11 protein-coding genes are annotated in these 13,121 nt (G+C 72.8%); 4 read left to right on the top strand and 7 right to left on the bottom strand.

Annotated features, from left to right (window positions below):
• Positions 1 to 14 precede the first annotated feature (14 nt).
• Positions 15 to 380, top strand: a complete 366-nt coding sequence (locus tag WMF31_RS02935; RefSeq protein ID WP_436600482.1) for a hypothetical protein — start codon at positions 15 to 17, stop codon at positions 378 to 380.
• Between the two features lie 84 nt (positions 381 to 464).
• On the opposite strand, the gene WMF31_RS02930 is transcribed toward WMF31_RS02935, so the two are convergent.
• The 4 genes from WMF31_RS02930 to WMF31_RS02915 all read right to left on the bottom strand — a co-directional run bounded on the left by WMF31_RS02930 (position 465) and on the right by WMF31_RS02915 (position 5,369).
• Complete coding sequence (locus WMF31_RS02930) at positions 465 to 1,601, bottom strand: hypothetical protein (protein ID WP_436600481.1); 1,137 nt, start codon at positions 1,599 to 1,601, stop codon at positions 465 to 467.
• Entirely contained in the window at positions 1,598 to 2,668 is a 1,071-nt protein-coding gene (locus WMF31_RS02925; protein ID WP_436600480.1) for a tetratricopeptide repeat protein, read from the bottom strand. The genes WMF31_RS02930 and WMF31_RS02925 overlap by 4 nt, the downstream gene beginning before the upstream one ends.
• A 74-nt stretch (positions 2,669 to 2,742) precedes the next feature.
• Positions 2,743 to 4,413, bottom strand: coding sequence for a serine/threonine-protein kinase (locus WMF31_RS02920; protein WP_436600479.1), 1,671 nt, complete (start codon positions 4,411 to 4,413; stop codon positions 2,743 to 2,745).
• A gap of 185 nt (positions 4,414 to 4,598) precedes the next feature.
• Entirely contained in the window at positions 4,599 to 5,369 is a 771-nt protein-coding gene (locus tag WMF31_RS02915) for an SDR family NAD(P)-dependent oxidoreductase (RefSeq protein ID WP_436600478.1), read from the bottom strand.
• Positions 5,370 to 5,487: 118 nt separating this feature from the next.
• Between WMF31_RS02915 and WMF31_RS02910 the strand changes: the two genes are divergently transcribed.
• On the top strand, positions 5,488 to 6,414 hold the full coding sequence (locus tag WMF31_RS02910) for a LysR substrate-binding domain-containing protein (RefSeq protein ID WP_436600477.1): 927 nt from the start codon (positions 5,488 to 5,490) through the stop codon (positions 6,412 to 6,414).
• Positions 6,415 to 6,593: 179 nt separating this feature from the next.
• Here WMF31_RS02910 and WMF31_RS02905 read toward each other — a convergent pair whose 3' ends face one another.
• Together WMF31_RS02905 and WMF31_RS02900 are read right to left on the bottom strand one after the other, a co-directional pair.
• On the bottom strand, positions 6,594 to 7,655 hold the full coding sequence (locus WMF31_RS02905; protein WP_436600476.1) for a hypothetical protein: 1,062 nt from the start codon (positions 7,653 to 7,655) through the stop codon (positions 6,594 to 6,596).
• Complete coding sequence (locus WMF31_RS02900; protein WP_436600475.1) at positions 7,655 to 8,608, bottom strand: hypothetical protein; 954 nt, start codon at positions 8,606 to 8,608, stop codon at positions 7,655 to 7,657. Before WMF31_RS02900 ends, WMF31_RS02905 begins: the two co-directional genes overlap by 1 nt.
• A gap of 241 nt (positions 8,609 to 8,849) precedes the next feature.
• Here WMF31_RS02900 and WMF31_RS02895 point away from each other — a divergent pair, with 241 nt between their 5' ends.
• The gene (locus WMF31_RS02895; RefSeq protein WP_436600474.1) at positions 8,850 to 10,547 is read left to right on the top strand and encodes a CotH kinase family protein; all 1,698 of its coding nucleotides are present in this window, start codon (positions 8,850 to 8,852) and stop codon (positions 10,545 to 10,547) included.
• A gap of 222 nt (positions 10,548 to 10,769) precedes the next feature.
• Positions 10,770 to 11,894 carry an STAS domain-containing protein gene (locus tag WMF31_RS02890; RefSeq protein ID WP_436600473.1) on the top strand — a complete coding sequence of 375 codons (1,125 nt, stop codon included), beginning with the start codon at positions 10,770 to 10,772 and terminating at the stop codon, positions 11,892 to 11,894.
• Between the two features lie 89 nt (positions 11,895 to 11,983).
• On the opposite strand, the gene WMF31_RS02885 is transcribed toward WMF31_RS02890, so the two are convergent.
• Positions 11,984 to 12,925 carry a hypothetical protein gene (locus WMF31_RS02885; protein ID WP_436600472.1) on the bottom strand — a complete coding sequence of 314 codons (942 nt, stop codon included), beginning with the start codon at positions 12,923 to 12,925 and terminating at the stop codon, positions 11,984 to 11,986.
• Between the last annotated feature and the right edge of the window lie 196 nt (positions 12,926 to 13,121).

Below are 13,121 nucleotides of genomic sequence, written 5' to 3'. Positions count from 1 at the left end.
GAAAGGAGCGCGCAGTGGCGAAGATCACCGTATACGAGACGTTCTACAAGTCCGATATCGAGGCGCTGCTCGACGCCGGCATCCACGTGAGCCTCGCGTTCGACGCCTCCCACAGGAGAGTCGAGAAATCGGTCCACCTCGAGCTGCTCATCGACGCCAGCCACGCCGCCATCCAGCGGCTCAGGAGCTGCAACAACAGCACGTACATCAAGCTGAAGGGCGCATTGATGTACGGCGAGGGCGTCCACAAGCTCGAGTGCCACCATTTCGAGCAGGATATCGTCGACGGCTCGCCGAAATCGTACGAGATCCGCCAGAACCGCGCCATCGTGCGGCACGGCGACGTGGGGGAGGTGGTGCAGGACATCGGCTGGTGGTGAGCGCGCCGCGCCCGGCGCATCGCGCGCCGGGGCCGCCGCCGGCGCGCCGGGGGGGCCCGGCGCAGCCGGCGGGCGATCCGTCCGTCACAGGCAGGGGTCTTCGCCGAGCGCCGCGGTGCACGCGCCCGGATCGTCGAACGCGCGGCTGACATGGAGCAGCCGACAGGCGAGCGTGTCGCCCTCGGCGCTCGCGACGGCATAGCCGGAGTCGCCGGCGGCGCCCGGCACCGCGCTGCATGCGATCTCGCACTCTTCCGGCGCCGTGAAGATCGCGTCGAACATCTCCCCGCAGGCCGCCTCGAGCAGCCTGCAGTACGACGCGCAGTTGCCCGTGGACGTGGCGTCGTTGTCCACGCCGCAATGGCCGTCGCCGCCCGGCCCGGCGTGCCCGCAATGGGTGACCGGATCCAGCATGGCGCTGTAGGCGTGGTACTTGCGGCAGCCCACGGTGTTCTCGGTCCGGTCCTCCGCGCCGCCGGGCGCGAGCGCCGAGCAGACGGAGAGGCACTGCTCGCGGGACTCGTAGACGGCCAGGTCGCCCGCGCAGGACGTCATGACGACCTGGCAGTAGTCCTCGCAGCCCGGCTGGGTCCCCGCCGGATCGACGCACGGCTCCACCGGGATCAGGCTCGCGTGACGGCAGTGCTCGTCGGGCTCCACCGTCGCGGAGCTCACGTGCACGAGGCGGCATTGCAGCGTGTCGCCCTCGTGGTTCTCGATGACATCGAACGCCTCGACGTCCTTGAGCCCCGCGCACATGGCGACGCACTCCTCCTGCGTGGGGAACTCGGGCGAGCACGACGCGGCCTGCAGCGCGCAGTAGCTCTCGCAGTTGCTCCCGCACACGCCGGCGCCGCCCGGGCCCGCCGCCGGACAGTGGACCGAGGGCTCGCCGGTGCGCCCCGCCAGATCCGCCTGCCGGGCGCGGCAGGCGAGCGTGTTGCCCACGGGCTCCAGGGGATCGCCCGGGTCCAGCGCCGCGCACACGCCGTGGCAGGTCTCCAGCGTGGAGTAGACCTGATTCTCGCCCGTGCAGCTCGCCATCACGGCGTCGCAGTAGGAGGTGCACGCCTCGCTCACGGGGGGAGGGTCCGTGTTCTCGTCCTTCGGTGGAACGAACGTGCGGTCCTCGATGCCGGCAATGGCGTGGCAGCCGAGCCAGGAGGAGCCCGCCAGCGGGGCGAGCAGGACGAGCGGCAGGAGCCCTGTCGTGCGCCTCATTCGAACGTCCCTCCCACGCGCAGCCCGACGTTGCGCGCGTCCACGAGCGGCCCCACCTGGACCCCGGACGACGACCTCGGCGCCACGAGGTACAACACGGCGCCGCCGACGACCGCGGCCGCCCCGACCCCGAACGCGATGTTCGAGGCGGTGGCGGCGCTGCTCGCCTCCTCCGTCAGCGTGACGCCGCGGGGATCCTCGCACGTGCTGCCGCCCTTGCAGTAGCCCTCCGCGTCGCCGTTCTTCGAGAGGGCCTTCACGCCGAAGAACGTCCCGACGCCGAGCCCCACGATGCCCGCGCCGCCCACGACGAGGCCGATCGTGCGCATCGTGTCGCCCCGCGACCCGGCCGGCGCCGGCGCCGGCGCTGGCGTGGGCGTCGGCGCCGGCGCGCCGCGCGTGGGCGCCGGGCCCACGGCCTCGCCGGGCGGCGGCTCGCCGGGGGCGGGCGGCGGCGCCTCGAGCCGCTCGAGCGGCGGCACATCGACGTTCGCCACGGCCTTGTTCTTCCCCAGCTTCACCGTCGTCCTCCAGGTCTCGTGACCCGGGGCGCTCGCCTCGATCGCGATCTCGCCCGGATCCACCGGGATCGCGATGCCGAAGACCGCCCGCTCGACGACCTTTCCGGAGGAGCGCACCGTGAACTCCGGGAGCGACACGTTCTCCGGCGCGACGCGGATGCTGAGCTTCGACAGGGTCGGCTCCAGCCGGGCCGCCCTCGCCTGCGCCTTGCGGGCGCGCTCGGCTTGCCCCGCGGCCCTCGACTCCGACATGGCCTGGCGGAACGTGGCCCAGGCGCTCGCCGTACGACCGGTGTTCTCGTAGCACTCGGCCAGGTAGAGGAGCGTGCCAATCCCCGGATCGATGCGGTGACTCTCCTCCAGCTTCGGGCACGCGTCCGCGCTGCGCCCCTGCCTCATCAGATCGAGCGCCGCGTCGAAGAGCGCCTCCGCCACGGCCTTCTCGGCGGCGCTCGGCTCCGCCCGCGCGGGGAGCGCCCCGGAGATCAACGCCGCGCACAGACCCAGGGCGACGGGGGTTGCGAGGCTTCGCTGATGGCGTCTCATTCGTCCTGTATTCTCCTCCAAGCTGACCGCGACAGGGCCCGTGGGCCGTCGCCCGGTTGACGCGGGCGCCGCGCTCAGCGCCGCCCGCCGAAGTCGCTGATCGGATTGCTCCCGTCTGGGTCCGGGCGCGCTCCCGGGCCCGGCCGCGGGCGTTCGGCCGGTCGGGGCGCAGGGGTCGCCGGCGGCGCCGGCCGCCGGGCGGTGGGCGGCGCCGCCGGGCTGGAGGACGTCTCCGGCGGCGGCGCGGCCGCGCTGCTGGCCGGCGCAGGCGGCTCCGGCGCGCCGGGAGCCGCCTCGGGCGCCGCGGCGCTCGCGGCGTCGGGGGCCGCCTCGGGCGCTGCGGCGCTCGCGGCGTCGGGGGCCGCCTCGGGCGCTGCGGCGCTCGCGGCGCCAGGGGGTGCCTCGGCGCTCGCGGCGCCGGGGGCCCCCTCGGGCGCGTGCTCCGGCGCCGCCGCCGCGGGCGGCGACGCCGCCGCGGGCGCGGGGGCCTGCTCGCCGCCGGCGGTGTTCCCGGAGCGCAGGAAGAGCACGGCGCCGAGCGCGAGCGCGGCCAGGGCGCCGCCGGCCGCGAGGGCCAGGCCGAGGAGCGCGCCTTTGCGCCCCGCGCGCGCCGCGTGGCCCGTGTTGCTCCACGAGTTCGCCGTGGGACCCGTCTCCGCGGACGCCGCGGGAGACAGCCCGCCGTGCGGCACGGACAGGCGCGATTCGCCGGCCGGAGGGCCGCCGGTCGTCGCACCGGACAGGCTGACCGTCGCCCCGGGCTGGCTGTACGCCGTGCCGGGCTGGCTGTACGCCGCCCCGGGCTGGCTGAACGGCGCCGGTCCGGGATCCGGGAGCCCGAGCACGCGGCGCGCCCGCTCGACGTGGACGTGGCTCCCGGCCGGACCGAACCCGACCAGCGCAACCCCCAGATCCCCGACGTTCCTCCACCGCTGGTCGGGCTCCTTGGCGAGGCAGCACATCACCGCCGCGTCGAGCTCGCGCGGGATATCGGGGCGGAGCTGAGCCATCGTGGCGGGGACCTCGTGGAGCAGCGAGGCGAAGAGCTGTGCGACGGAGTCGCCATCGTAGGGAGTCCGCCCGGTCAGCATCTGATACACGATGACGCCGAGCGCCCAGATGTCGGTGCGCGCGTCGACGTCCCTGGCAGACCGCACCTGCTCCGGGGACATGTAGAGCGGCGAGCCGAGGAGGGCCGCTGTCTTGGTCAGCGCCAGCTCGTCGCGCGAGCTGCCGAGCAGCGATTTGGAGATGCCGAAGTCGAGGACCTTGAGGACCCGCCCGCCGTCGGGCCGGCGCGAGAGGAACAGGTTGGCCGGCTTGAGATCGCGATGCACGATCCCCGCGGCGTGCGCCTCGGCCATGGCCTCGATGGCCTGGAGGATGTAGCCCACGGCCTCCACCACGGGCAGCGGGCCTCGCGCCCGGATCTCGTCCGCGAGGTTGTTCCCCTCCAGGAACTCCATCACCATGTAGGGCATCCCGTCCTGCAGCGAGCCGACATCCAGGACGCGCGCCACGTGCTCGCTCTTGATCCGGGCCAGCGCGCGCGCCTCGCGGCGGAACCGCTCCGCCGGGTTGCCGTCCCCGACGCCGGGCGAGAGCAGGAACTTCATCGCGACCCGCTGCTCGAGCTCCAGGTGCCACGCGGCGACGATCATGCCCATCGCACCTGAGCCCACGATCTGCTCCACGCGGTACTTGCCCGCCAGCACATCGCCCACCGCCACGGGAGCCGCCGCCATGGGCCGTAGGGTAGCCGAGATCCGGGGGGATCACCTACTTCGGAGAGTCACCTCGTGCGCGCGAGACGGGAGAGCCCGCGCACCTCCCCCCGGGACAGCCGTGTGCCCGGACACGTGCCTGGGCACGTGGAAGGCGGCACGATGCCCTGCCGGCGAGGCCCGAGCCCCCGCGATGAGCGGCGCCCTCAGAGCATCATGCCGCCGGACGCCTCGATGCGCTGGCCGGTGATCCAGTGGCTCTCGGGCGCGAGGAGCAGGGCGACCAGGCCGCCGATGTCGTCCGGGAGGCCGACCCGACCGAGGGCGGTCTGGGCGGCGAGGGCCCGGTTCAGCTCGGCGTCGTCGCGCACGCGGCCGCCCCCGAAATCGGTCTCTATCGCGCCCGGCGCGAGCACGTTGACCGAGATCTTCCGCGGTCCGAGCTCCTTCGCCAGGTAGCGGGTGAGCACCTCCACGCCGCCCTTCATCGCGGCGTACGCGGAGTACCCGGGGTAGGTGAACCGCGCGAGCCCGGACGAGACGTTGAGGATGCGCCCCCCGTCCGCGAGGAGCGGCAGGAGCTTCTGCGTGAGGAAGAACGTCCCCTTGAGGTGGACGTTCATGAGCGCGTCGAACTGCTCCTCCGTGGTCTCGGCAAAGCTCGCGTGGGCGCCGATGCCGGCGTTGTTCACCAGGCAATCGAGGCGATCGCGCCCGAAGCGGCCGGCGAGCTCCGCCCGCACCGCCCCGGCGAACGCGTCGAAGCCGCGCGTGTCGCCGACGTCGAGCGCGAGGGCCGCGGCCTTGCCTCCCCTGGCCTCGATCTGCTTCACCACGCCCGCCGCCTCGGCCGCGGCGCTGCGGTAGGTGAGGATGACGCCCGCGCCGCGCTCGGCGAGGTGGAGGGCCATGCTCTTTCCCAGCCCGCGGCTCCCACCGGTGATGAGGGCGACGGGGCTCTGCTTCGGTGTGCTCATGGTCGGATCCTTTCGAGGGCAACGCGGCGCCTCGCCGCTGTCCGAGATCGTGAATAGCGAGCCGTCTCCGGTTGAGAAAGCCCCGGGATTCCGACACACTGTTTCGTCAGCCGGAACAATGAGCGTCGATCTCGAATCGCTGAAGATCTTCGTGAAGGTGGCGGAGCTCGGGAGCTTCACGCGGGCCGGCGAGCACCTCGGCGTGCCCAAGGCGCGCGTGTCGCTGCGGCTCTCGGCGCTCGAGGCGGAGCTCGGCGTCCGTCTCCTCCAGCGCACGACGCGCGTCGTGCGCCTCACGCCCGACGGGGAGGAGCTGCTCCCGCGGGCGCGGCGCCTCGCGCGCGAGGCCGACGAGATCGGCGCGATGTTCCAGGGGGGCAGGGCCCTGCGCGGGCGCGTGCGGATCGATCTGCCGGTGCACCTCGCGCGCGACGTGATCATCCCGCGCCTGCCCGAGCTGCTCGCGCGCCACCCCCAGCTCGAGGTGCTCGTCAGCACGACCGATCGGCGCGTCGAGCCGCTCCGCGAGGGCTTCGACTGCGTGCTGCGCATCGGCGCCCCGGGCGACGAGCAGCTCGTCGGCAAGCGGCTCGGCGTCCTGCGGATGATGAACTGCGCGAGCCCGTCGTACCTGCGAAGGCACGGCACGCCGCTCCGGCTCGAGGATCTCGATCGGCACCTCGTCGTGCATTACTCGACGACGCTCGGCGCCGACGCGCCGTCGTTCGAGTACCCCCACGACGGCGGCTACCGCGAGCGGCCGATGCGCAGCGTGGTGACGGTCAACAGCGCCGACGCCTACGTCGCCGCGTGCGTGGCGGGGCTCGGCATCATCCAGGCGCCGCGGATAGGGATGCTCGCCCGCGTCGCGGAGGGCGCGCTCGTCGAGGTCTTGCCCGCCCTCCCCTGCGCGCCCATGCCGGTCACGCTGCTCCACACGCACGAGCGGAGCGTGCCGCGCCGCGTGCGCGCGGTGATGAGCTGGCTCGCCGAGGTGCTCTCTCCGCACCTCGACGCGCTCGGGGGGCGTGACATGTCGCGGTGAGGGCGTGACATGTCACGAGCGCGCTCAGCCGACCTGTCCGGGAAACACGCGCCCGCGCGCGCGCCAAGGCGCCCTTTTCGGCTGCATGGGCCGGCGTTTCGCGTGGAGAACGCCCGGCGCGGTACGAGCGGGCGCCGCGCGAGCGTCGCGGGTCGCCGCGTCGGCGCGGACGCTCGCGATCACTTCGCCAGCATCATGAGCTCGCCGCCGTTGTGGTTCGTCCAGTAGATCGCGGCCTCGTCGAGCGCGATGCGCCTCGGTCCGGACTGGCCCGTGGCGATCGTGACCGCCGCGCCCCCCTCGAGCGGCGCCCGCCTCACCTCGCCGCTCCCGTTGTTCGCCCAGTAGACGAACGCCGCATCCACGGCGACGCCAAAAGGGCTGGACTCCCCGCCGGCGATCACGGTCGGCGCGCTGTCGCTGCCGTCCTTCGAGATCTTCAGCACCTCGCCGGTCTCGAAGTTCGTCCAGTAGACGTGCGTGGCGTCCACCGCGATGTCGGTGGCGTTGGCCGGCCCGTCGTGGAGCAGCGCCGAGGCGGTGCCGGGGCCGTCGATCGGCGCCCTCCTCACCTCGCCGTCCGTCCGGTTCACCCAGTAAACGTGCGCGCCGTCCAGCCCGATGCCGTCGGGCGTTTGAGGCCCGGCGAAGAGCTCGGTCGGGGCTTCGCTCCCGTCGACCGGCGCCTTCATCACCTGTCCGTTGAAGTTCGTCCAGTAAACGTACGTCCCGTCGACGGCGATGTCCTGAGGGCTCTGCTCGGCGGCGAAGGGCACCGCGTCGCCCCCCGCCTTCGGCGCCCTCATCACGGTGCCATCGCCGCTGTTCGCCCAGTAGACGTCGACGTCGTCGATCGCCAGCCCGCGGGGGACCGGCTGCGCCACGGCGATCGGCGTGGACACGCCGCCATCGCGCAGGGACACCCTGCTCACCGCGCCGTCGCCGGCGCCCTCGGGGCCCTGGCTCGTCCAGTACGCGTCCGTCGCGTCCACCGCCACGTCGAACGCGTGCTCCGGGCCGGTGCCGAGGAGGACGGGTTGACAGACGGAGTCGACGCAGGCGCCGCCCAGGCAGCTATGCCCGCACGATCCGCAGTGCTCCGGGTCGCTGGTCACGTCCCCGCAGCCGCCCCGGAGGTCGGGGGCGCAGCCGAGCCCCGGCGCGAGGACAGCGGCCACGACACCCGCGCACGCCACCGCCCGAAGGCCGTTGATCCAGCGAGGGCTCCGCCTTGCGTCCATCAGAATACACTCCTGCACGTGAAGCCGGCGACGCCGGGCGCGAACCAGGGCGTGATCGCAGCGTCGGCCAGCGTCGACGGCGCCGCGGTGACAATCCCGTACACCGCGGCGCCGATCCCGGCGAGCCCCGCCGCCCCGAGCCCGACCGCGAGCCCGATATCGCGGTTCCAGCGGGCCTCGAGGGCATCGGCGGCCGCGTCGTCGTACCGCGCGCAGAGGTTCCGAGGGCAGTCTTCAGCGACCGTGCTGCGGACGCTCGCGTGATCGACCGCGAACCCGACGCTGAGGCCGAGCGCGACGAGACCCGCCCCGCCGGACCAAAAGGCCCACGCCGGGACGCCCGCTCCCGTCGCGCCTCCCGCCGAGAGCGTCAGTTTCACCGGCATGGTCGTCCCCTCCTGCACCCGCACGGTCCGGCGCTCCCGCCGGAAGCCCGCCGCCGTCGCCTCCACCGAGCGCTCGCCCGGATCCACCTTCCACAGGAGCCCGAGCGCCTCGGGGGGCACGGCGGCGCCGTCCACGGTCACCTCCGCCTCGCCCCCGGGCGGCCCGCTCACCTCGATGACCAGCGCCGGGATGCGCGCGGCCAGATCCTCGGCGAGCTTCGCCGCCGCGATCCGCGCCCTGGTGAACGCCCCGGGCTCCGACGGCGCCCCGGGCGAGCGCGTCACGTCGAGCGCGACGTTCCGCGCCTCGATCAGCCGCCCGAGCGCCACGAGGCCCCTGGCGAGATCCAGGCCTGTCGTGGGCACGCCCATGATGGCGTGCGCTGCCCGGAACGCCTTCACCGCGGCTCGCGCGTCGCCTGCGTCGAGCTTCGCCCGCCCGTCCAGGAGCAGCGTGCGCGCCCGCTCCCGGTCGGCCGCCGTCGGCTCCGCCGCCCGCGCCCCGCCCGCGGTCGCCAGCGCGGCCGCCACCACGATCAGCGAGCATGCCTTTTGCCATCGTGCCATGGCCGCTCCTCCTCAGGATCCGATGCCAGGAGACCAGCGCGGCCGCAACCGGGACGAGCCTCGCTGCGCGGGTCGTGCGCCGCCGGGAACCGCGGAGTGCGACGCTGCGCCGGCGACCTCTCCGTACGTCGACGGACCGCCGCCGGCGCCGCGCGAGAAACGTGTAGCGCGGCAGCCCTGTGTGTCCGTACAATGACGAGAGCTTGAGCTATCGACACAGCAGTATGTGGAGAACCATGACATGCTCGAACGCGCGCGCTTTGCCTGGCTTCCCCGTTCCATCTCGCTCGCCCTCGTTGCGCTGAGCGTCGCCTGCGGTCAAGGATCGACCGAGCCTGGCGATGGCGCCGCCCCGGCGACTCCGTCCCTGATCGGCGACGTCGCGTTCTCCACGCCGAGCCAGACGTTCAGGGATCGGATCCAGGTGGGAATGATCACGACCATCGCGGAGGCCGAGATCCGCTATACGCTGGATGGGCAGCGGCCGACCGCGGCCTCCACGCTTTACACGGGCGAGCCCGTGACCCTCACGGAAACGACGCAGGTCCGCGCGCAGGCGTTCGTGGGGGGCGTCGCGAGCGGCGCGGTGAGCACGGGCCTCTACATCGCGCGCACCATCGACGCGACCTCCGACATTCCCATCGTGGTCGTGGACGGCTACGGCCAGGGCAAGCCGACCGACAAGGAGGTCTACTTCGACGCGGCGGTGATGATCTGGGAGCCGGTCGACGGCGTGGCCTCGATGGCGTCGCTGCCCACGATGGCGATGCGCGGGGGCTATCACGTCCGCGGGCAGTCGTCGCAGTCGTTCCCGCAGACGCCGTACAAGCTCGAGCTGTGGGACAACGACGACAAGGATCTCGACTACGAGGTGCTGGGCATGCCCGCCGACTCGGACTGGGCGCTGATCCCGCCCTACTACGACCGCACGTTGATCCGCAATCCGTTCACCTACACCCTCGGCCGGGACATGGGCCTGGAGGCGCCACGCGTCGAGTTCGCCGAGGTCTACCTGAACTACGACGCGCGCTCCATCGGGGAAGCGGATTACCAGGGCATCTACTGGATCTCGGAGACCATCAAGAACAACAAGGTCCGCACCGATCTCGAGCAGCTCGACGAGGAGGATCGGGGGCTGCCCGCGATCAGCGGCGGCTACATCTTCAAGTTCGACCAGGCGGCCGCCGAGGAGCCGAAGCTGCTCTGCACCGGCTCGGATCCCCTCCCGGGGTTCGGCGGCTTCGGCGGGCGCCCGGGCGGCGAGCGCCCCGGCACAGGGGGCACGTGCTGGGTCGATCTCGAGGTCGTGGATCCCGATCCCCTGAACGACGAGCAGAAGGCCTGGCTGACGCAGTACGTCCAAGAGTTCCACGACAGCCTCCATCAGACGCCGATCGGCGATTACGCGGCGTACATCGACGTGCCGTCGTTCATCGATTACCTGATCATCAGCGAGCTGACGCTCAACGTGGACGCGTACGTGCGGAGCGCGTATTACTTCAAGGATCGCGATCAGAAGCTCAAGGCCGGCCCGCTGTGGGACTACAACTTTGCGCTCGGCGGCGTGGGCGCCCAGAGCGCGACGCCGGAGTCGGGCGGGGACACCGGCTTTCGCTTCAGCGGCCAGAGGAACGTCAACAACTGGTATCAGAAGCTCACCGCGGATCCGAGCTTCATGGCCCAGGTGAGGACGCGCTACACGGCGCTCCGCCAGACGCTCCTGTCCGAGGCCGCGATCGAGCAGCGCATGAACGAGCTGAGCGCGCCGCTCTCGCGGGCCGTGGTCCGCGACTTCGCCAGGTGGCCGGTGCCGAGCATCATCGAGTCGAGCGAGGGCTTCCTCGGCGGCCCGACCGCGCCGACGTGGGAGGGGCAGCTGCAGGTCATGCGCGACTTCTTGAGAGCACGGCTCGCCTGGATGGACGCCAACTTGCCGTGACACGGCGCGCGCCGCCGCGCCGATCGCGCGAGCCCTCGCCCGCCTGAGCGAGCCCTCGCTCGACCCGGGCGTCCCGGACGCCTGTGCATCCATACGAGTCCCAGATTGCCGTCTTGGCCGGATCGAGGCCTGTCGCGGCGCGCCCGTCGAGGGCGACGCGCGCCGGGCCGAGCCGGTACACTGCGGAAGACGGGCATACGAGCTCGTGGACTCGGAGAGGTTATGAGCACAAGCTCTCAGCTTTCGGACAAGAAGATCCGCGTCGACGTCGGCGGAATGCCGATCGAATGGGACGTCGAGAACGGTCGGTGCACCTGGGCCGGCGTCCCCTCGGTGTCCATGTTCGTGTCAAGCAGCGTGCTCGGGCTGATGGCCGGGTTCCAGCGGATGGCGGGGACCGAGCGCTTCAACCTCGCCGTGGAGAGCGGGGGGCGGCTCAGCATCGGAGACGACTGGAAGTATCTCTCCGGTTACCCGACGTTCGAGGAGGGCTTCAGGGCGCTCGGCATCGGGGCGGCCACCGCGGGCTGGGGCCTGTGGCAGGTGCTCTCCGTGGACCGGGAGCGGAAGGAGGCGCGCTTCCGCGTGGTGAACGGGTGGGAGGCGCTCTACCAGAAGGAGCTGGGTGTCTGCTGGGGGAGCAGCATGATCGCGGGCAAGCTGGCCGGCTACTGCACCCGGCTGTTCGGGCAGGAGTGCGAGGTCGAGCAGACGTCGTTCGCCGCGCGGGGCGACCCGCACGACGAGTTCACGGTGCGCCGCGCGACGATCACCCTGGAGGAGCGGCTGAACCGGCTGCTCGAGGAGGAGCGGGCGACGAAGGCGGACCTGGCCATCGCGCTGCACAAGCTGAAGCGCGAGGTCGAGGAGCGGGCCCGCATCGCCGAGGAGCTCCAGAAGACCGAGCAGGAGCTCCGCGAGAAGCTGTTCTTGATCGAGCGGCAGCAGCGCGAGCTGCGCGCGCTCGCCACCCCGATCATCCAGGTGTGGGACGGCGTGCTGACGCTCCCCTTGATCGGCACGCTCGACGGCGTGCGGGCCGGGGTGATCACGGAGGAGCTGCTCGACGCGATCGTCCGGACCGGCGCCCGCTATGCGATCCTCGACATGACCGGCGTCGACGGCATCGACGAGGCGACCGCCGGCCACGTGCTCCGGATCGTCCGCGCGGTGGAGCTGCTCGGCGCCAGGGGGATCATCACCGGCGTGCGCCCCGCGGTGGCGGCGCTGATCACGTCGCTCGGCCTCGACATGTCCGCCGTGAGCACGCAGCGGAACCTCCGCGAGGGGCTACGGACGTGCATCCGGTGGCTGGACGGCGCGCCTGCCGCGGGCGGCGGCAGGTAGTCCAGGAGGAGGCCCGGCGCCGCGAGCGCCGTCGCTCGCCCGAGGCGGGCGGACGCGGGAGCGCCTCGACCGTGGGGGACTCCGCCCGATCAGAGCCCTCCGGGCGTGCTCGTCGCCACACACCGCCCGTTCCTGCACGTCGCGCCCACGGCGCGCTCGAAGGCGCAGCCGACGGCCGGGCAGCGCGGCGGGCGCGTGCAAGTCTTCTCGAAATTCGCCTCGAACGCGGCGCGATGGTCGCGGTGGATTGCGTGCCGGCATCCGCACGGCCACCCGCAACACCCCGCAGGCTCCGGGCACGACAGCACGCAGTCGGTGGGGCTCTGGCAAGCATAGGGGTCGCTCGACGCGGGCGTGCTCTGCGGGGGGCCGGAGGGCGGCGGGGAGCTCGGCGGTGACCGCGGACGCGCGGCCCCGGGCACCTCCAGGACAGCCTCCGCGGTGCAGACGGGCACGTTCGCGGTGCGCACGCTGGCGCGCACCACGTGCTGGCCCGGCGGCAGCGCCGACGTGCACGGCGGCGCGCCTCGGAGCGCGATCGTGGCCTCCGCGATCGGCCGCGCTTCGCCGGGGCCGAGCGCTACACGACGCGTCGAGCCCGCGCCCAGGCACGACCCCGCGTTGCACGTCCCGTAATAATCGTAGCCCGGCCCGAGCCCATCGAGCTCGACGAGCCCGTTCGGGCATCGGTCCGGCAGATCGAGCGCGAGCGGCTGATCGGTCGCGTTCTCGGCCACCACGCGGAGCAGCCGTCGCTCCCCGGCGACCGGCGTGACGTCGAGGCGGAGCCGCACCGCGCATCGAAACGCGTGCGCGCCGCCCGGCTCGATCATGATCGGCAGGGCCGGAGGCGCGCGGGGCTCCGGCGGCTCCTCCGGCGTGTACGCCCCGGCGCTCCCGCCGACGTTGGCGCCGCCCGCCCTGGTGCCGCCCCCATGGACCACGCGACCCGACGGGGGCTCTTGAACGCACCCCAGGGCCGAGGAGAGGATGAGCAGCGAGAGAATACGAGTCGATTGATGGCCAGGCATCCGCCCCTCTTCCCCCGGTCGGCGGGCGGGCCGCCGTGCGTGCCCCTGCGGCCGTCGCCGGCGCCCCGGGTCAGGCTCCCCGCCGCTCGGTTCGTCGCGAGCGTACCCGAGATCGGCGCCGGTTTGCCGCTGAACCTTTCCGAGCCGGCGTTCTCGTGGGGTCCTCGCGACCTGCGGCCGCGCGCGCTCGATGTCG

Source organism: Sorangium sp. So ce1036 (assembly GCF_051369805.1).
Lineage (GTDB): Bacteria > Myxococcota_A > Polyangia > Polyangiales > Polyangiaceae > Sorangium > Sorangium cellulosum_F.
This window is presented reverse-complemented; position numbering and strand designations above follow the sequence as displayed.